This is a genomic window from Shinella curvata (genome assembly GCF_022899935.1).
GTDB classification, from domain to species: Bacteria; Pseudomonadota; Alphaproteobacteria; order Rhizobiales; family Rhizobiaceae; genus Shinella; species Shinella curvata.
In genome coordinates this window covers 1-17,457 of the sequence record NZ_JALJCJ010000015.1, presented here as the reverse complement: position 1 = coordinate 17,457, position 17,457 = coordinate 1, and the positions used below count along the sequence as shown (strand labels likewise).

26 protein-coding genes and 2 pseudogenes are annotated in these 17,457 nt (G+C 60.5%); 17 read left to right on the top strand and 11 right to left on the bottom strand.

Annotated elements, in window-relative coordinates; all coding sequences use genetic code 11:
* The first annotated feature begins 151 nt into the window (after positions 1 to 151).
* Together MUU55_RS28745 and MUU55_RS28740 are read left to right on the top strand one after the other, a co-directional pair.
* Complete coding sequence (locus tag MUU55_RS28745) at positions 152 to 412, top strand: hypothetical protein (RefSeq protein ID WP_244764203.1); 261 nt, start codon at positions 152 to 154, stop codon at positions 410 to 412.
* Positions 413 to 496: 84 nt separating this feature from the next.
* Positions 497 to 991: a divalent metal cation transporter gene (locus tag MUU55_RS28740; protein ID WP_244764202.1), complete on the top strand. Its 495-nt coding sequence runs from the start codon at positions 497 to 499 to the stop codon at positions 989 to 991.
* On the opposite strand, the pseudogene MUU55_RS28735 reads toward MUU55_RS28740, so the two are convergent.
* A pseudogene (locus tag MUU55_RS28735) lies at positions 951 to 1,042 on the bottom strand (GFA family protein); the annotation flags it as partial. The gene MUU55_RS28740 and the pseudogene MUU55_RS28735 overlap by 41 nt on opposite strands.
* A gap of 119 nt (positions 1,043 to 1,161) precedes the next feature.
* Here MUU55_RS28735 and MUU55_RS28730 point away from each other — a divergent pair.
* The 6 genes and pseudogenes from MUU55_RS28730 (at position 1,162) to MUU55_RS28710 (ending at position 3,597) form a co-directional block, all read left to right on the top strand.
* Positions 1,162 to 1,386 (top strand): hypothetical protein, encoded by a 225-nt coding sequence (locus tag MUU55_RS28730; RefSeq protein ID WP_244764201.1) that lies wholly within the window; start codon positions 1,162 to 1,164, stop codon positions 1,384 to 1,386.
* 24 nt (positions 1,387 to 1,410) lie between these two features.
* Positions 1,411 to 1,620, top strand: coding sequence for a hypothetical protein (locus MUU55_RS28725; RefSeq protein ID WP_244764200.1), 210 nt, complete (start codon positions 1,411 to 1,413; stop codon positions 1,618 to 1,620).
* Between the two features lie 39 nt (positions 1,621 to 1,659).
* Positions 1,660 to 1,782: pseudogene (locus tag MUU55_RS29260) on the top strand (2-deoxy-D-gluconate 3-dehydrogenase); the annotation flags it as partial.
* Positions 1,783 to 1,937: 155 nt separating this feature from the next.
* Positions 1,938 to 2,531: an SDR family NAD(P)-dependent oxidoreductase gene (locus tag MUU55_RS28720; RefSeq protein ID WP_303278966.1), complete on the top strand. Its 594-nt coding sequence runs from the start codon at positions 1,938 to 1,940 to the stop codon at positions 2,529 to 2,531.
* Between the two features lie 127 nt (positions 2,532 to 2,658).
* Positions 2,659 to 2,976 carry a PepSY domain-containing protein gene (locus MUU55_RS28715; protein WP_244764199.1) on the top strand — a complete coding sequence of 106 codons (318 nt, stop codon included), beginning with the start codon at positions 2,659 to 2,661 and terminating at the stop codon, positions 2,974 to 2,976.
* Positions 2,977 to 3,000: 24 nt separating this feature from the next.
* Positions 3,001 to 3,597 carry a general stress protein gene (locus MUU55_RS28710; protein ID WP_244764198.1) on the top strand — a complete coding sequence of 199 codons (597 nt, stop codon included), beginning with the start codon at positions 3,001 to 3,003 and terminating at the stop codon, positions 3,595 to 3,597.
* A 113-nt stretch (positions 3,598 to 3,710) separates the two neighbouring features.
* On the opposite strand, the gene MUU55_RS28705 is transcribed toward MUU55_RS28710, so the two are convergent.
* The gene (locus MUU55_RS28705) at positions 3,711 to 4,010 is read right to left on the bottom strand and encodes a hypothetical protein (RefSeq protein ID WP_244764197.1); all 300 of its coding nucleotides are present in this window, start codon (positions 4,008 to 4,010) and stop codon (positions 3,711 to 3,713) included.
* Positions 4,011 to 4,829: 819 nt separating this feature from the next.
* Here MUU55_RS28705 and MUU55_RS28700 point away from each other — a divergent pair.
* The gene (locus MUU55_RS28700) at positions 4,830 to 5,273 is read left to right on the top strand and encodes a DUF1810 domain-containing protein (RefSeq protein WP_244764196.1); all 444 of its coding nucleotides are present in this window, start codon (positions 4,830 to 4,832) and stop codon (positions 5,271 to 5,273) included.
* Here MUU55_RS28700 and MUU55_RS28695 read toward each other — a convergent pair.
* Entirely contained in the window at positions 5,270 to 5,479 is a 210-nt protein-coding gene (locus tag MUU55_RS28695; protein ID WP_244764195.1) for a cold-shock protein, read from the bottom strand. The genes MUU55_RS28700 and MUU55_RS28695 overlap by 4 nt on opposite strands.
* A 177-nt stretch (positions 5,480 to 5,656) precedes the next feature.
* Here MUU55_RS28695 and ligD (MUU55_RS28690) point away from each other — a divergent pair, with 177 nt between their 5' ends.
* Both ligD (MUU55_RS28690) and MUU55_RS28685 read left to right on the top strand, forming a co-directional pair.
* The gene (gene ligD / locus MUU55_RS28690; protein WP_244764216.1) at positions 5,657 to 8,299 is read left to right on the top strand and encodes a DNA ligase D; all 2,643 of its coding nucleotides are present in this window, start codon (positions 5,657 to 5,659) and stop codon (positions 8,297 to 8,299) included.
* A complete protein-coding gene (locus MUU55_RS28685) occupies positions 8,296 to 8,712 on the top strand; it encodes a DUF4112 domain-containing protein (RefSeq protein WP_244764194.1) in 417 nt (138 codons plus the stop codon). The genes ligD (MUU55_RS28690) and MUU55_RS28685 overlap by 4 nt, the downstream gene beginning before the upstream one ends.
* Here MUU55_RS28685 and ligD (MUU55_RS28680) read toward each other — a convergent pair whose 3' ends face one another.
* The 3 genes from ligD (MUU55_RS28680) to ku (MUU55_RS28670) are packed head-to-tail and all read right to left on the bottom strand — an operon-like array spanning position 8,713 to position 11,553.
* A complete protein-coding gene (ligD, locus tag MUU55_RS28680; protein ID WP_244764193.1) occupies positions 8,713 to 9,771 on the bottom strand; it encodes a non-homologous end-joining DNA ligase in 1,059 nt (352 codons plus the stop codon).
* A 52-nt stretch (positions 9,772 to 9,823) separates the two neighbouring features.
* Positions 9,824 to 10,636: a non-homologous end joining protein Ku gene (ku, locus tag MUU55_RS28675; RefSeq protein WP_244764192.1), complete on the bottom strand. Its 813-nt coding sequence runs from the start codon at positions 10,634 to 10,636 to the stop codon at positions 9,824 to 9,826.
* Between the two features lie 11 nt (positions 10,637 to 10,647).
* Positions 10,648 to 11,553, bottom strand: a complete 906-nt coding sequence (gene ku, locus MUU55_RS28670) for a non-homologous end joining protein Ku (protein WP_244764191.1) — start codon at positions 11,551 to 11,553, stop codon at positions 10,648 to 10,650.
* 203 nt (positions 11,554 to 11,756) lie between these two features.
* Here ku (MUU55_RS28670) and MUU55_RS28665 point away from each other — a divergent pair, with 203 nt between their 5' ends.
* Entirely contained in the window at positions 11,757 to 11,939 is a 183-nt protein-coding gene (locus MUU55_RS28665) for a hypothetical protein (protein WP_244764190.1), read from the top strand.
* 15 nt (positions 11,940 to 11,954) lie between these two features.
* Positions 11,955 to 12,851, top strand: coding sequence for a hypothetical protein (locus MUU55_RS28660; RefSeq protein ID WP_425314240.1), 897 nt, complete (start codon positions 11,955 to 11,957; stop codon positions 12,849 to 12,851).
* On the opposite strand, the gene xth is transcribed toward MUU55_RS28660, so the two are convergent.
* The 3 genes from xth to MUU55_RS29455 all read right to left on the bottom strand — a co-directional run bounded on the left by xth (position 12,848) and on the right by MUU55_RS29455 (position 14,303).
* Complete coding sequence (xth, locus tag MUU55_RS28655) at positions 12,848 to 13,636, bottom strand: exodeoxyribonuclease III (RefSeq protein ID WP_244764188.1); 789 nt, start codon at positions 13,634 to 13,636, stop codon at positions 12,848 to 12,850. The genes MUU55_RS28660 and xth overlap by 4 nt on opposite strands.
* A 46-nt stretch (positions 13,637 to 13,682) precedes the next feature.
* Entirely contained in the window at positions 13,683 to 13,910 is a 228-nt protein-coding gene (locus MUU55_RS28650; protein WP_244764187.1) for a hypothetical protein, read from the bottom strand.
* A 144-nt stretch (positions 13,911 to 14,054) separates the two neighbouring features.
* Positions 14,055 to 14,303 carry a DUF982 domain-containing protein gene (locus tag MUU55_RS29455; RefSeq protein ID WP_367892222.1) on the bottom strand — a complete coding sequence of 83 codons (249 nt, stop codon included), beginning with the start codon at positions 14,301 to 14,303 and terminating at the stop codon, positions 14,055 to 14,057.
* Between the two features lie 205 nt (positions 14,304 to 14,508).
* Between MUU55_RS29455 and MUU55_RS28645 the strand changes: the two genes are divergently transcribed.
* Both MUU55_RS28645 and MUU55_RS28640 read left to right on the top strand, forming a co-directional pair.
* A complete protein-coding gene (locus tag MUU55_RS28645) occupies positions 14,509 to 14,829 on the top strand; it encodes a hypothetical protein (RefSeq protein WP_244764186.1) in 321 nt (106 codons plus the stop codon).
* A 383-nt stretch (positions 14,830 to 15,212) separates the two neighbouring features.
* Positions 15,213 to 15,455, top strand: coding sequence for a hypothetical protein (locus tag MUU55_RS28640; RefSeq protein WP_244764185.1), 243 nt, complete (start codon positions 15,213 to 15,215; stop codon positions 15,453 to 15,455).
* A 225-nt stretch (positions 15,456 to 15,680) separates the two neighbouring features.
* Here the strand turns inward: MUU55_RS28640 and MUU55_RS28635 are convergent, their stop codons facing one another.
* Complete coding sequence (locus MUU55_RS28635; protein WP_244764184.1) at positions 15,681 to 15,881, bottom strand: hypothetical protein; 201 nt, start codon at positions 15,879 to 15,881, stop codon at positions 15,681 to 15,683.
* A 129-nt stretch (positions 15,882 to 16,010) separates the two neighbouring features.
* Between MUU55_RS28635 and MUU55_RS28630 the strand changes: the two genes are divergently transcribed.
* The gene (locus MUU55_RS28630) at positions 16,011 to 16,280 is read left to right on the top strand and encodes a hypothetical protein (RefSeq protein ID WP_244764183.1); all 270 of its coding nucleotides are present in this window, start codon (positions 16,011 to 16,013) and stop codon (positions 16,278 to 16,280) included.
* Positions 16,281 to 16,658: 378 nt separating this feature from the next.
* Complete coding sequence (locus tag MUU55_RS28625; RefSeq protein ID WP_244764182.1) at positions 16,659 to 16,868, top strand: hypothetical protein; 210 nt, start codon at positions 16,659 to 16,661, stop codon at positions 16,866 to 16,868.
* A gap of 395 nt (positions 16,869 to 17,263) precedes the next feature.
* On the opposite strand, the gene MUU55_RS28620 is transcribed toward MUU55_RS28625, so the two are convergent.
* Positions 17,264 to 17,457 (bottom strand): DUF982 domain-containing protein (locus tag MUU55_RS28620; RefSeq protein ID WP_244764181.1); only part of this gene is annotated, 194 nt, incomplete at its 5' end.

The window sequence follows — 17,457 nt, the reverse complement described above, 5'->3', positions numbered from 1 at the left end:
TGCGCTCCCTATGTGCGACTGGCCAACAACACATGCGGCGAAAGGTTCCGTGCGGCGGCATTTTCGTGCTCCCGACGACGGGGTCTGTCCGCAAACGTACAGGAACTTCGTCTCTCCTCTTCGGTTTTGGCCATCCCGATAGGAGGTCACCATGCAACTCATCGAAACGAATGTTCACAGCGGCGAAGGCACGACGACGGTCGAGTTCGTCGGAGAGGGAGGGGAGAAGGTATCGGTCTGCATGGCTGCGCATGACATGCCGGAAGATGCTGCGATCACGCGCGCCAAGGAAATCATGGTCCAGCTCACCGCGTTCGATTCCGATCCAGCGCAGCAGGGCGATATCGGCGACGAGGCCATGAACAAGGAAGCTGCCCAGAACACCGGCTTCACGCCGGTAAACCCGAGCTGACCCATGGGGCCTCCGCTGCGATGATTACCGAACTGCGACGAAAATACCGTTTCCGACCGCGAGAGACTGGATGGAAAGCGAGATGTGCTTCTCCTGGTCGGCCTTCTCTTCATCGCCAACTCGATCAATATCGGTGTCAATCTTTCCGCGATGGGCACTTCGGCTGAACTTACGACAGGGCTGCCGAGCATGCCGGCGTCCATCGCCTTCGCGGTCGTGTCGCTCGTACCTCCGATGTTCGTGCCCTACCACCGCTACGCCGTGTGCTTGAAGTGGCTGACCATGGTGCCGGTTTCCGATGTCGCCGTGCTCTTCCTTCTGAAGATCGACTGGCTTGAGGCAGCCAAAGGCTTCGTCATGCCTTTGCTTGAGCTGGATGGCGATACGTTCACGGTAATCGTCGCCATCCTCGGCACGCCCGATGCTCGTTTTCGCCGGCTCCACTGTGATGGCAGCAGCCGCGGCGATGACAATCTATCGGCAATGCTGTCACAACGGTGCGATTTCGCGACGGATGAATCGAGCGGGCCGATCGCGGTCACGACCTGTCTTCGTTATATTGTTCAGCGCCATCTATAGGTCGAGCCAGGGTTCACGGCGCTTGATCCACAGTTCGTAGCTGGGGGTGAGGAAGCGCGTGTTCTGCCGATTACGGGCACGCGGGAAACCCAATGACAATTCCCGCGTTCTCTTCGAACCACCCTCGACCATTGGTGGACGTCCCGTTTTGCGCAGGTGAAGGACCCAGTATGAAGGCTCAGGACAATCCCCCGACAGATGAGATCCATGCGCTCATTGATATAAAGCTGACGGCCCTGGTGCTGGAGATGGAGGAGGCCGGCTGGAGCGCTGAGGACATCGCATTTGCAATCGACGATGTCTTGCGGCGCAAATGGCTCGATCAGGCGGAGGCATTGCGAAGGGCGCGCGCGGCGGTCCCCGACGATTTCGTTTCAGATGGACACGAAGGTTAGCCAGCCCCAACAAGGAGAGACTCCATGACGGCCAGATTCCAGGTTATTGCACTCAGTTCCATCGATCCTGACGGAACCGATACCCGCGACGAGCCGAAACTGCTTTATCCGGATGCTCTCACAGCCGCTCAGCAATTGAGGGCCCAAGGAAAGGCGTTCCGCATCATCGCCGACGGCGAGGAGGCGTCGGAATATATTGAAGCGTTCCGCGACCTCGGTGCGCTTGTCGATTAGACGCGTTGAGAGCGAGCCGCGGGAACGGAGGAATGGGAAATGGTTCAAATGAAGAAAACCTTCGATCTTTCGAGGAAGGTCGCAGTCGTGACCGGTGCTGCCCGCGGTATCGGTCGCGCGGCCGCAACGGCGCTCGCTACCGCCGGCGCCGATATCGTCGGTATCGATATTGCGGGACCGGTCAGCAAGACGCTCGATTATGCACCCGCGAGTGAACTGGACCTTGCCGAGACCGGGCGTACGGTTGAAGCGCTCGACCGCCGCTGGATGGCATGCCATGATCAGCGGGATTTTGGCGCGTTACGTGATGCGGCCGTATCGAGGAGGAGTTCGGCGGGATCGATATCCTGTTCGCGAACGCCGGCATCCAGGCATTCAAACCAATCCTCGATATGGAAAACGAAGACTGGCACGACCAGATCGACGTCAATCTCACGGGCACGGCGAACGCTATCCGTGCCTTCGGTCCGGCCATGGTCCGGCGCGGCGGCGGGCGCGTGATCCTGACCTCATCGACACAGGGACAACACGGCACCAAGAGCGGCGCGGCCTACTCGTCATCGAAATGGGGTGTCATCGGATTGATGAAATCGGCCGCAATGGACCTTGGCGAGCACGTCATCAATGTCAACGCTCTGATCCCAGGCCTTATCGACACCGTGCTGACCCGCCATGAAGATCGCTATGCGCAGGCGATTGACGTCGCCGGCGGCAAGCCGACGGGAAACGAGCGGAAAGACGAGCAGACCGCGCTGGACGGTTTGGCGAAAAAGTCGCCGCTCGGCGTTCCCATGATCCAGCCGGAAGACGTTGCGCCGATGGTGGTCTTCCTCGCCTCGGACGAAGCGCGCATGGCGTCGGGTGCGACCTATTCGATCACAGCGGGCGACAGCGCAAACGCACAAGGCTGAAGGCGTCTCCGGTCCTTTCGCTATCGGCTCGGCAAGAATTTGAGGATCTCCGACAGGGGGGCGGAACTAAACGACGTCCGCGAAGTTTCTGCAACGCCTTCAATGGCCTGACAACGAGGACATCACTATGAAGAAGCTATTGCTCGCCGCCGCTTTCGTCGGCGCATCGACCTTTGCTGCTCTTGCGCAGACTTCGACCACGCCTTCGACAGATGGCGACACGCCCGCGGTCGCCACCCCGGACAGCAAGAACGCCACCGCGCCGGTCGAGGGAGCGAACAGCTTCACCGAGGACCAGGCGAAGGAGCGCATTGTCAAGGCAGGTTATGCCGACGTCACGGGCTTGAAGCTCGATGACAAGGGCATCTGGCGTGGGACGGCCACCAAAGACGGCAAGTCCGTCACCGTCGCACTCGACTACCAGGGCAACATCGTCACCGAGTGACATCGCAATTCGAGGATATCTCACATGACCAAGACCGTAACCGGACTCTATGACGATTATTCTGATGCGCGCGCCGCTGTCAGCGCGCTCGAAGCACGGGGCGTCCCCTCCGACGATATCAGCATCGTCTCAAACAATGCCGACGACCGCTATTCCAAGGACACCAATGCTGCCGAAGGCGCTGGTGCCGGTGCTGGGATTGGCGCCGCCGTCGGCGGCGTCGGCGGCCTCCTGACGGGCCTCGGCATCATGGCCATTCCGGGTGTCGGACCGGTGGTCGCGGCCGGCTGGCTTGCCGCCACGGCGGCGGGTGCGGTTGCCGGCGCTGTCGCCGGCGGCGCAGCCGGCGGCCTCATCGGGGCCATGACGGAATCGGGCGTTCCGGAAGAACATGCACATGTCTATGCCGAAGGCGTTCGTCGCGGCGGCACGCTCGTCACCGCGCGCGTTGACGAAAGCCTCTATGCGGAAGCAGAAGCGATCCTGCGCCAGTCGAACTGGGTCGATCCCGCCGAGCGCCGGGCGGCCTATGCCGAGCAGGGCTGGACGCGCTTTGACGACACGCTCGACCCCTATGGTCCCGCCGAAATCGAGCAGGAGCGCCTGCGTTACCGGCGCTGATCGAGCCGGAAATGATATGATTTAGAAGGAGCGGCCGGTCGGCCGCTCTTTTTGTTACAGCCGTGCCGCCAGAAAATCGGATAACGCTACAGATTTTCCCCCGGTTGCCCGCGCTATTCGTCGTCGTCGACCCCCCCGTCAGTCGTGCGCGCTCCATGCAAGTCTTCTTCCGAGATATGAATCGGGCCACCGTCGGCTGGGTTGCATCGATCGAATTTTTCGCTGGCGATGGTTTCCAGCAGAGCCCTGTGCCGCTTGAGCAATCCGACCGGGCCGACCGGATCGGCATCGAACCATTGCAGCGTGCTGGCGTAGACATAGACGTCCATGGTCTTCCCCTCGAGCGTCTGCATCGGCCAAAACAGCCCGAGTTCTTTCGGCGCCGTTGCGCCATTTTTCGTGTTGAGAGGCATTTCGTATCCTGCATGCAAGTCTGTTGATGGGGAGATCCGATGCAGCGGGGGCTGCCTGGATCTCCCCGGTTCATCCACTTGAGGAGGACGAACGGTGATGATCTGGTGCGGCGGGGTCGGAAGTCAAATGCTCAAGCGGAATGAATGTGTGCGGTTTGACGACACGAAAGACCGCCCGGAACAACGAAGGGCGCTCGACCCTTTCGGGGAGCGCCCTTCTGACCCGGAGGACTACGAACGCGCGATGGAATAACCATCGCTGCAGGCAGTCATCGATTACGGGCAGTGATCTATAGATGGGGGAGGGCAGAGGGAAATTCAAGTCCGTCCGGATCGGCGACCGCGCGAGCGGGCAAACCCAGACATGCATCGCAAATTCCGCAACCATCGTCGTCCATCGGTTGGTCCGAACGCTCGCAGCAGAGGCAAATGGCGGAGCATCGGGAGCCAACAGCCCGTCTCTCCGGGGGGATGATTTCGATCCCTTCATCCGACGCGATATCTTTCAAAAACTGTCGCATTGCACTTCTCCGCTGACCCCCACGCCAAAAGATGGGAGCGGCGGAAAACTTTACAATGGCGAGCGCTCGCGAGGTTGGTGTCCTTTAAGGCCATGATGGACTCTGCGCGCTGCCCATGGTTTCTTTGGCGATGGAGGGACTTCGTATGGCGTATGAATGGAATCCCCGGCGCGCGCGGCGCGCCCGCATCATCAGATATGTGACGGCATTGGCGATCAGCGCGTCGGCCATAACCGTTCCTGTGGCGGTTCTACTCGCAGCGGCGCCAATCTAACAGCGACATCGAAGGCGGCGATCGATGGCAGAGAACGATCCGTTTGAGCTTTCCCGCTTCGCCTCTGCGCAGGACCTCGTCTTCGATACGGTCCTTGCCGAGCTGAGAGCCGGGCGTAAGCAAACCCACTGGATGTGGTTCGTCTTTCCGCAGCTGCGCGCGCTCGGCAGATCTCCGACTGCGAACTTTTACGGGATCGGCTCAATCGAAGAGGCGCGGGCCTATCTGCTGCATCCCTTGCTTGCTGAACGACTGGCGCAGGCGGTCGATGCGGTGCTCGGAGTATCCGACCGCTCCGCCCATGACATTTTCGGATCCCCCGACGATCTCAAGCTCCGCTCGTCAATGACCCTGTTCAACGAGGCCGCAGGCACGACGGAGGATAGGTTTCGGCTCGCCCTTCAGCGCTTCTTTGCCGGCGAAGCGGATCCGCGAACCCTTGAACTGCTTGGCGACGGCATCGGCTAGCCGCCGCCCGCGCGAACGTTTTCCGCCTTCGACTTGCCGGTCTTGCGGTCCTGGCCGAGATCATAGCTGACCTTAGAGCCATCGCGCAGCGGTCCGCCGGAAATCACTCCGGAGACATGGACAAAGACATCCTGCCCGCCATCGTCGGGCGTGATGAACCCGAAACCCTTGTCCTGATTGAAAAACTTGACCGTACCCGTCGCCATGAAGATCCTCGTAAGCTGAGCGGCATTGCGCCAGCGGCGAGCATATTCGCCACGCGAGATACTCGCAACACATGCGCGGCGCGTAGCGGGAACAAGAATCCTTTGCGCGGGGTTTTCGTCATGATGCGTATGGTCGTTCGACGGGTGCCGGCAACGCAAGATGGATCGAGGTCGATGATGGCGGCTGACAAGCTCTCAACCTACAAGAAGAAGCGGGATTTCAAGCAGACGCAGGAGCCGAGCGGATCGACCGAGGTCAAACCGTCGAACCGTCTGCGCTTCATCATCCAGAAACACGATGCCACGCGTCTCCATTACGATCTCCGCCTCGAACTCGACGGCGTCTTCAAGTCCTGGGCGGTGACCAAGGGGCCGTCACTCGATCCGGGCGACAAGAGGCTGGCCGTCGAGGTGGAAGACCACCCGCTCGACTATGGCGATTTCGAAGGCACGATCCCCAAAGGGCAATATGGCGGCGGCACCGTGATGCTGTGGGATCGAGGCTATTGGGAGCCGGAGGGCAATAAGTCGGCGGAAGAAGCGCTCAAGAAGGGCGACTTTAAATTCGTGCTGCACGGCAAGCGGCTGCACGGCAGCTTCGTTCTGGTTCGGATGCGCCACGACCGCGACGGCGGCAAGCGCACCAACTGGCTGCTGATCAAGCACCATGACGACCATTCGGTGGAAGAGAACGGCGCGGCCATCCTCGACGAGAACATGACCTCCGTCGCGTCCGGCCGAACGATGGACCAGATCGCCGCCGGCAAGGGCCGCAAGCCGAAGCCATTCATGATGGCAAGCGGGGATGTCGAGGCGGATGCCGTCTGGGACAGCAAGACCGGACTTGCGGCTGACGAGCGCAGAAAAAAGCGGCCCAGCAAAAAGGTAGCGACCTCCACGGCCGTCGACCTGCCTGACTTCATCGCGCCGCAGCTCTGCGAGACGCTGGAGCGCCCGCCGGCTGGCGACAACTGGCTGCACGAGATCAAATTCGACGGCTATCGCATCCAGATGCGCGTCGCCGACGGAAAGGCGACGCTGAAGACCCGCAAGGGCCTTGACTGGACCGCCAAATATCCTGAGATCGCGGAGGCCGCCACCTCGCTGCCAGACTGCATCATCGATGGCGAGATCTGCGCCCTCGATGACAATGGCGCGCCGGATTTCGCCGCGCTGCAGGCGGCACTGTCGGAGAAGAACACCGGCAACCTCGTCTACTTCGCCTTCGACCTGCTCTTCGGTGGAGGCGAGGATCTGCGGGAAAAGCCTCTGACCGAGCGGAAATCGCGGCTGCAGGGTCTTCTGGACGATGCCACCGACGACCCCCATCTGCGCTTCGTCGAGCATTTCGAAACCGGCGGTGACGCCGTGCTGCGCTCCGCCTGCAAGCTTTCCCTGGAGGGCATCGTCTCAAAACAGGCGGATGCGTCGTACCGATCCGGCCGGACAGACACCTGGGCAAAATCCAAATGCCGCGCCGGACATGAGGTCGTGATCGGCGGCTACGCCAAGACGAACGGCAAGTTCCGCTCGCTGCTGGTCGGCGTCAACCGCGGCGACCACTTCGTCTATGTCGGCCGCGTCGGGACGGGATACGGCGCCAAGAAAGTCGAGACCCTGCTGCCGAAGCTGAGAGCGATAGAGACGGAAAAGTCCCCTTTCACCGGGATCGGCGCACCGAAGAAGGAAAGGGAGGTCGTCTGGCTGAAGCCCGAGCTCGTCGCCGAGATCGAGTTCGCCGGTTGGACTGCGGACGGCCTTGTGCGCCAGGCCGCGTTCAAAGGCCTGCGGGAGGATAAGCCGGCGGAGGAAGTCGAGGCCGAGAAGCCGGCTTCGCCCGTGAAGACCGAGACGCCGGAGCCCACGGCCGCCGCTAAGACAAATCACAGCCGCCGCAAGGGCGCGAAAGCCGAGGTCATGGGCGTGCTCCTCTCCAATCCGGACAAGCCGCTCTGGCCCGACGCCGGCGATGGCGAGCCGGTGACCAAGGAGGATCTGGCCCGCTATCACGAGGCGGTCGGTTCGTGGCTCATCGACCATGTGAAGGGCCGGCCGTGTTCGATCATCCGCGCGCCCGACGGGATCGGCGGCGAGCAGTTTTTCCAGCGTCATGCGATGCCCGGCACGTCGAACCTGCTGGAGCTCGTCAAAGTCTTCGGGGACAAGAAGCCTTACCTGCAGGTTGATCGCGTGGAAGGTCTCGCCGCTATCGCCCAGATCGGCGGCATCGAGCTGCATCCCTGGAACTGTGAGCCCGGCCAACCGGAAGTGCCTGGCCGCCTTGTATTCGACCTCGATCCCGGCCCGGATGTGGATTTCGCCACGGTGGTTGCCGCTGCGCGCGAGATGCGCGACCGGCTGGACGATCTCGGCCTGATCAGCTTCTGCAAGACCACGGGCGGTAAGGGTCTGCATGTCGTCACACCGCTGGCCGTCAACAAGCGCAAGCCGCTGTCATGGGCTGAGGCCAAGGGCTTTGCCCATGACGTCTGCCAGGAGATGGCCCGCGACAATCCCGACCTCTATCTGATCAAGATGACGAAGAGCCTGCGCGGCGGACGAATTTTCCTCGACTATCTGCGCAACGATCGCATGGCGACCGCCGCGGCGCCGCTGTCGCCGCGCGCGCGACCGGGGGCCACCGTGTCAATGCCACTCACCTGGACGCAGGTTAAGGCCGACCTCGATCCGAAGCGCTTCACGGTCCGGACTGTGCCGGCGCTCTTGAAGAAAACGACGGCTTGGGAGGATTATTGCGACGGGCAGCGTCCGCTTGAGCAGGCCATCAAGAGGCTCGGCAAACAGAAGGCCGCGGCATGAGCGCGAGACAGGGCAGGGGACCAAGAGCGGGTGTGAAGGATGACATTCCGACCGAGCACCTGATACGGTTGCGCCGGATTCGCGGCCTGGCCAGGTTGATGGACACGGCGCTGCGGATCCCCGGCACGGGCATCTCCTTCGGGGCGGACGCGGTATTCGGGCTGATCCCCGGCATCGGCGACTTTGGCGCCGCGGCCGTCAGCCTCTTCATCGTCAACGAGGCGCGCCGCCTCGGTGTGCCGAAGGACACGCTCTTCAAGATGCTGATGAATGTGGGCTTCGACACGATTACCGGAAGCGTCCCGGTCGTGGGCGATGTCTTCGACGTCTATTTCAAATCCAACCGGCGCAATCTGCAGCTCGTGCTGGATCACTTCGGCCTGGACCATGCCGATCTCGACCGCAAGTCTTGATCATTGGCTCTTGGAAATCGCGGCCATATCGAACACCGCGGCGTTGTCCTGGATTTCGCGCAGCCCCTTGTAGGAGGCGTGGCGCAGATTTCCGTCGTCCGTCCAGCCACGAAACTCGATCTCTGCGATGAGCGTCGGCTGCGCGAAGACGTAGTTCTTGCCCTTGAGCGGCACTACGGGCTTTTTGGTCTTAAGCTTGTCGAGTGTCTTGCGCAGATATTCCGCATCAGCGGCCTTGAAGCCGGTCCCGACGGAGCCGACCGATACCCAGCCGTCGCCCTGACGCGCGGCGAGCAGCAGGCTTCCGATCCCGCCGCGCGCAGCGTCCGATTGCTCATAGCCGACGATCATGAAGCTTTCGCTCTGGATGCATTTGATCTTGATCCAATCGCCGGTGCGGCCGGGTCGATAGGGCCGGTCGCGATGCTTGGCGATGATGCCTTCAAGACCCATCTTGCAGGCGTTCGCCAGTAGCTCCGTCCCTCCTCCATGAGCTTCATCGGACAGCTGCACTGCGCCGACCGTTCCGTCGAGAAAATCCTCGAGCAGATGCCGGCGAACGGCAAGTTCCGTCTTGGTGAGATCGTGGCCGTCGATATAGAGGAGATCGAAGGCGAAGAATACCGCTTCGGTCGAGGCGCGCTTGCCGCCGCGCCCGCCGAGCGACCGCTGAAGCGCCCCGAAATGGGAATGCCCCTCCTTATTGAGCACCACGGCCTCGCCATCGAGGATGGCGGTCCCTACCCCGAGCTTCCTGGCGGCATCAGCGATCGCCGGAAACCGATGGGTCCAGTCATGCCCGCCGCGCGTGATGATCCGCACGCCCTTCGGCTCGATGTGGATCGCAAGCCGATAGCCGTCCCATTTGAGTTCGTAGAGCCAGTCCGGTCCTTCCGGCGGCGTCGGCCGGAGCAGGGCAAGACAGGGTTCGACGCGATCGGGCATCGGGTCGAACGGTAGGCTCGGCTGTTCGGGGTCGCGTTTACGAACCGGACGCGACTGCAGCGTCTCGCGGGACGCATCGTAAAGGGGGATAGCGGATTGGCGGGTTCGTTTCATCGGTGTCCATCACCTGTGGAGAGTCCGAACATAGGTGTCTAACGTCAAGAATTCAGGATGCGCGCTCGCCTTTCTCACCGGCAGCCAGGCTTTTGCGCAACGCATCCATGATGTCGATGACGTTGGCGCCGGACGGGCGATCCTCACCCTTGGCCTTGCCCTTGCGGGACGGTTTCAGCGCCTTCTTCTTTTTGGCGATGATATCGAGCAGCGCGTCCTGCACCGGATCGGACACCATGTCGGGCGACCATTCCTTCGTGTTCTGCTTGATGAACTTTTGCACGAGCGGAATAAGCTCGGGGTCCGCCTTGTCGTCGATGGCCTCGAAGTAGGATTCCTCCGGCCGAACCTCGTCGCCGAAGCGCAGCGTCCAGAGCACGATGCCCTCGCCGCGCGGCTCCAGCACGACGGCGCGCTCGCGCCGGCCGATCACCAGCCGCGAAACGCCGAACACCGCGTCGGCCGACATCGCGTCGCGAATGACCGCGAAAGCCTCGTGTCCGACCGGATCATCAGGCACGAGATAATGTGGTTTCTCCAGATAGACCCACTCGATGCTGTCGCGCGGCACGAATTTCTCGATATCAATCGTCTTGACGGTATCGAGCGCGACCGCATCAAGCTCGTCGTCGGTGAGGAGCACATAGTCGTTCTCGCCGCGGGCATAACCCTTCATCTCGTCATCATCCTTAACAGGCTTGCGCGTGACGGCATCGACATATTGCGAGACGACCCGGTTGCCTGTCACCTTGTTGAGGGTATGGAACCGGACCTTCTCGCTTTCGGACGTCGCCGGCGACATCGAGACGGGGCAGGTCACGAGCGAGAGCTTGAGGTATCCTTTCCAGTAGGGGCGGGGCGCCATCGTCGTTCTCCTCAACCGGCCTTGCGATGTGCGGTTGCGTTACGGCTCGACTTTGCGGCAGGCGTGCGCGTCGCCGAATTCCGGCTGGTGCCTTTATTGGCATTGGCGGCCGAGCGCTTCGGCTTGGCGTCGCCGGCCTTCAGCATTTTGGCGCTTTCGCGCAGGGCCGCCAGCAGATCGTCCGGTTTCGAGACCTTGACCTCCTTGCGCTTCGGCAGAGCCTTACCCTCGATTTTCGCCTTCACCAGCTCGCCGACAGCCGCCTCGTAGCGGTCATCGAATTCCGCCGGATCGAAGGTTCCTTTCTTCGTGGCGATGATGTGCTTGGCGAGATCCAGCATCTCGCCCTTGATGCGCAGCTTCGGAACCTCTTCGAACGCTTTTTCCGACGAGCGGACCTCGTAGTCGTATTGCAGGGTTGTCGCGATCATGCCTTTGCCGTGCGTCCGGATCAGCACGGTGCGCATCCGCCGAAACAACACCGTGCGAGCGACCGCGGCGACCTGGGATTTTTCCATGGCATCGCGCAGCGCGGTGAAAGCGTCGGAAGAGACGCGGTCGGTCGGGACGAGGTAGTAGGGCTTGTCGAAATAAACGTCGTCGACATCGGAGCAGGGGATGAAGGCTTCGACCGTCAGCGTCTTGTTGCTCTCCGGGATGGTGGCCGCGACCTGCTCGGGATCGATCATGAGGTATTGACCGTTTTCGATCTCGAAACCCTTGGTCTGGTCCTCGCGCTCGACTTCCTTGCCCGTGTCGCTGTCGACGAAGATGCGGTTGACGCGGTTGCCGGTCTTCTTGTTGATCGTGTGAAACGAGATGCGTTCGGAGGTGCTGGCGGCGGTGTACAAACCGACCCCGCAACTGACCTCGCCGAATTTGATGAACCCCTTCCACTGGGCACGATGACCGGCCATCTCGAAACTCCCGACTCGACGCAACCAAAGCGAGTCAAGCGAATCACTTGCGAATTTGTTCCGACTCAAAAATGAATCAGAAATCAATAGCTTAGGCGAGGTTCTGCGCCACTATTGCGAGTCTGGGATATGCCTTTGATTCGCTGCATCTTTTTCGTGCCACCGTGCGTTCTTCCAGGACCGCAATCAAAAGGAAGAACGTCATGACGAAGCGTGCGACCATCGATACCGGGACCGACAAGCGCTATGTTCGCCGCGACGAGAAGGGTCAGTTCAAGGAAAGCGTCGATGTCAGCCGTTCCCTGTCGGCCGACCGTCGACACAAGGCCAAAAACGAAGCCAAGCCCGGTGAAGGCGACCGCGACGACCGGCATACCAAGCACTGACGAACGGATGCGCCGCTGGATGAGACGATGGGCGATGACGCCGAACCCGAGATAGTCGATGGAGAAGACGGCGACGAGCGTGCCGCCGTTTCGTTTCCATTCGACCGGATGACGGTCCAGCGTTTCCGGCAGGAATTTCCCCGTGCCCGCTGGAGCGATCGGCGCAAAGCTTGGCTCGTCCCTGGAAAGACGGCCCTGCGGCGCTTCGACCGCTGGAAAGCCAAGGAAGAATCCCGCGCCGATCCGTTTGCAGAAGAAAAGGGAAGGGACGCCTTCGCCTTCGAGCCAATCCTCAGCCCCTATCTTAGCGTCGACAAGGACGGTTTTCGCATCAGGACGCCTTATTCACGCAAGCTCGTGGAAGAAATCCGGCAGGTGTCGTTCGCGCGATGGGATGGAGATCACAAGGTCTGGCGCGTTCCGTTCGCGTCCTACGATGAGCTTCTCCAGCACTGGCAGGCGATCGAGGCTGAGGCGCAACGTTGCGAACCGGAGGAACGGCGTAAGCGGGCCGAAGCGCGAAAGGGCACCGAGGAGGAACGGAAAGCGCGGCGTCGATCGGCGGAGCGCCGGCGCCGACGAATTACCCTTCCGGCCGACGACCTGCCGCCGCTGGACCGGCCAGTCGCCACTACCGCCTACGGTATCGTCGTCGTCAGCGACATCACCGGCGAGTTCATCGAGTACGAGGAGGGCGCCGATCTTTATCCCGACATCTCCGATGACCATGTTTGGGGATCGTGGCGCGTTCCGTCGCTGGAGGATCTGGTGCAGACATGGCCGGCGAAGGCCGCGACCCGAGATGATGAGCGCCGGCGTGGCTGGTGGTTTCCGACCATCGAGGAATTGCGCGATGCGCGGCGGGCTGCGCGATCCCGCGAGCGCCGAACCGCGCGGCAGGTCTCAGCCTAACTGGCATTGGCTGGCGGGTCGATCTCGATCATGACCGGAGCATGGTCGCTCGTATGCTCCCAGCTTCGGGGGCGCCGGCACACACTCGCTGACCTCAACCACGGCGCAAGCATTGGGCTGAGCAGGGCGTGATCGATGCGCAGACCTGCGTCCCGCTGAAAGGAGTTCCGCCAGTATTTCCAGAAGGTGTAGATGCGCTCGCCTGGATGCAGATGACGAATGGCATCGGTCCATCCTTGCGCAACCAGATCGGCATAGGCCTTTTTTACTTCCGGCCGAAACAGGGCATCGTCTCGCCAACGCTCCGGCGCATAGACGTCGAGATCGGTCGGCATGACGTTGAAATCGCCGACAAGTGCTGCCGGTATGTCGAGAGCGAGTAGTTCCTTGGCATATTCCTGGAGCCGCGCGAACCAGCGCAGCTTGTAATAGAACTTCGGCCCGGGAGCGGGATTGCCGTTCGGCAAATAGAGGCAGCCGATGAGAAGGCCATCGACCGCGGCTTCGATATAGCGGCTGTGCGTATCGTCAGGGTCGCCCGGAAGACCGCGTCGCGTGAGGAGGGGCACAAGGCCCTTCGCGAGGATCGCCACGCCGTTCCAGCTTTTCTGGCCGTGCCAGACCGCGCCATAGCCGGCGCGTTCCAGTTCCGAGCGTGGGAACCGATCATTCGGCGATTTCAGTTCCTGAAGGCAGACGACGTCAGGCGCATCTTCTTCGAGCCACCGCAGAAGCACGCCGAGGCGGCCGTTGACCCCATTGATGTTGTAAGTCGCGATCTTCATCGATCCTCATGCAGTTGGGAACGCCTGCGGTCGGCCTCGGCGGCCATTAGAAGGGCGCCAGCGAGAAGCCGGTGGGCGGGCGCACTTCGATCGTGTCATCTGCCGGATCGGGATCTTCGTGATAGGCCATTGCCTGACGTTCCGTGGCGCGCTTGATCGCCTCAAATGCCGCCTCGGCCGGCCAGCCGATGGCGTGATCGACAAGTTCGCGCGCTGCGCCCTCAATCGCCTGCTCGCATTTTGGCTGTTGCTGGGGAGGTATTCCGACATTCATGACGGATCTCCTGTACGGCTCCTAAAAGGACGCCCCGCTTCGATAGCGGGGCGGCAACCCAACATCGTTTGGCGGAGAAATGCCGAGAACGGCGGATTCGTTCCGGCCGATTGAAAAGGCATACACCAGCCGTGGGTGCGAGGCTTAGCGAACGACCGGGACGTTGGCTTCCCGCGCTGCGGCGAGGAATGCCAACCTTGCTCTGGACGGCGAGCATTTCCCTTCAATCGCCTTGGCGCAAAATGCGAGCGCCCGCTGGAACGCGCGACCGTAGGTCACCGGCCATCTTTCCGCTAGGACGAACATGGCGTTCCGCGGATCATTGATCTCGATAGCACGGGGCATACCTGGAAGGAGGATGGCGAGTGCGTTGTCCCAACTCACAGAAAGCATTTCATTATTCCCAATCTGACCGGGGCGATAAATGCCGTTCAGGCAAAGTGGTTCCCTTCAAACCTCGAAAATTTACGCGGCTTCTTCCCGCTGTAAGGGGAGTGGAGGGATAGTGGGAAAATACTTGCGAGTTATCCCCGGAACCTCAGCCGTCGTTTCGTGTTGTCTGATCCATGCGGACTATCCCGCTCAAGAGGAGAACAACATGCTGACCAAACTCACCACGATTGCCGCGGCTGCCACGCTCATCAGTTTCTCTGCGTTTGCCCAGACGAGCACCGGCGACGCTTCCGAGACCACCAATGCGGGCGATCAGGCCCAGATGCAGATGGACGAAGCGACGGCCAACGTCTTCTACAGCGACGTGAAGGCCCGTACGCTGCGGCCGGAAGCCGAGTGGTCGAAGAATTGGGCGGGGCTCAATGATGAGCAGCGCGCCAAGATGAAATCGGACTGCTCAACCAATGGTGCCACGGCTCGTAGCGAAGGTGACACCCGTGTATGTGCATGGGCCGGCAACAACTAATTGCTTTGTGGAATTCGGATATGAGGCTCCGGGCAATCGGGGCCTTTTTCGTATCCTGTAGAGAGCCGATCGAATCGTTTCGCGCCCTGCCGTCAGATACGTTTCGCGCGCTCGCTCACGGGCCTTGGCGATCGATCGGCCATCGTCCACCGTTGCCTACGTCATAGTTAATAGCGCAAAGGCGTAATAACGCGCATAATTCAGGCGTGCCAATCCGGGGGTGGATAGGGACTCGGCTCAGCGATGGGCCGGGTCCTTTTGATCTGTCGTCGCTTCCGCTTTCGTGGGTATCTCATTAAAAGTATTAGCGTTTCTGGGGAATCGCCGGAACATCGTGGCGCCTTTGCTGTTTTCAAGAATATTCGAAAACATGGGAGGGCGAGATGCTTCAGGTATCTCTCGGTAGCGGCTTCGGTGCGCAGGAATATGGCCTGCGTGCTTCGATAAAGGCGGCCGTAGCTTATGACGAACTTTGCTCTGGGTATGTGATCCAGATTTCGTTCCAGCCCCAGGCTGTCGTTATTGAAGGAAGGGTGCCGCCCGCGGTCGCTCGGCGAGCACGATCTGTTATTACCGAAGTGGCCGGACCGATCGCCATTTGGGACAGGACGTTCTGGCTCGATTAGACAATCGCGCACTCTGTTGAGAGGTCCGCAGGGGCTTGGGGCTTGAGCTACGGACCCCTCTCAGGCTGCATGCACAGCAACCGCATCCAGCATGTGATCGGCGACATGAACGTCATGTGAATGAGCGTGCCCGCCTTTTCATCCTTCGGCTACGATCCTGATGCAGGTCGGCATTGGTCAACACGAGCTCGTGCTATCCTCGCAGGCATTAGGCTGGTCGCTCCCCTAAGGGCGCGTGTAGTGCCGATCGTTCTCAAGTGTCGTCACGATGGTGAAGTCGTCTTCCTCCAGCCAGCCTTTGCGCCAAAAGCGATAGCCCTCTTCATGTGACCAGAAGGGGTTATGCCAGACTAAACGCTTGCCCGCGCGCCAGGCGGCCTTTCCGCTTTCAAACGCTTCACGCTGTTGGTGGGTAAGTCCCTGCATGTTCGGTCTCGTTGCTACTCGTTCGCGACGTAATGCGTGATCCGTCACTTGGTTCCCGTTCAATAATTTGCAAACCGATGCAACAACTTCCTCGAATTTTGCTTTTCCGCTCAAAGCAGGAGCGGTCCTATGCAAACACTCTATGGCTACCAAGTGAAGCCCGGCAGCGATGACACGCTCTTTTTCGCGCTTACACTCGAAGAGTGCCAAGAAGCTGCTCTGAAACAGCGGCGGGAAATGAGGGAAGAGATAGGATGTCGCGACATCGACGCCATGGCTGTCTACGAATGCCTGTTTCGCATCGATCTCATATCGCTTTTGGAGTTGCTGAACGCGCCAGAGGGGGCGTACGAGAAGGTGCTGTTGTCGAAGACGCTCATTTGTGTGGTTGCCGACTGAGCTTCTTCGCAATCGTCCACGAACCGGTAGTTGGTCCGCAAAGAGGGCAGGGCGCTTCGGCATTCAGCGATTTGATGTTCTGACGAGCGCCGTGATTGGCGGTATGCGCGTTCTTGTCAATTGGAATGGTGCGGCTGCACGTTCAGCAAACCACCCCCAGCTGGAGATCGGGCAGCAACGTGCTGAGCATTGACACATCGCTACCAAGCAGGCCTTAAGGCTCAACCAATCCGCTTCCGTGTCGCTCATCGTTCTCAATATGTACGGTTGGCGAGGCGAGGCACCGAACGAGCAAATCGAGCACGAAAATTTGAGTGATGCGGGCTGCAACCGGAGCCATTTAGCGGCGTTATGAGCGCTGAATGACAGGAGCATGCAATGAACCACCTCCAGCCCGACGAGCTAATTGCAGTCAAAGCCGTTTACGATGATATCGTTTCGCAGGATTGGTTCGATCAGCGCGAGGAAGCCAAAGCCTCCTTTGCTCGCTATCTAGTCCACACCTATTCGATCAGCGCCATCACGTCCGAGCGGTTCCGTAAAATCGTCGAATGCTCGGCGCGAACACACTATAGCCGCCACTGGTAGGCTGATAGCGTACGGTTGCGTACATTGGGTGCGCGATTCTCTTTATCATGGGATACTCATGGCATCGGTCGCAATTGCCACGGGCGCGACCATGGGAGTTTGACACCTTTCGCCCCAATGCATGAGGCGAATCCATGGGTTTCAACTCTGTACAGCTAGTTCAGGAAAACGATCAGTGGGTTGTTGTCATAGTCGAAGGCGGCGAAGAGACGCGTCGTACATTCGATATCGAAGCGCACGCACGTAGTTGGGCAGACGGTCAGCGGATCCGACTTGGATTGTCGCCACTTGGACGGGACGTTTCCGACTAGCTAAAGGCGCATGCAACGGCGTTCCGGTCTGTGTCGATGTTCACAAAACCTGGTGATTGGGTCGCTTTCATTCTCAGTGCCACTTTATAAGCCGGTGTCGAACGGCCACCTCTCTATCAAAGCTCTTGCTGCCTCAGCAGTACTGGTAACAGTCCCGTACTTCCCGAGCTTGGTGGTCTCGAACATGATCGGCTCTTCCCAACTGACCTGCCACTGAGAATTTCCTCCAGAATGGATTAGAGTCTGGCCTATTGAGGACGGACTTATGAAGAAGCAGC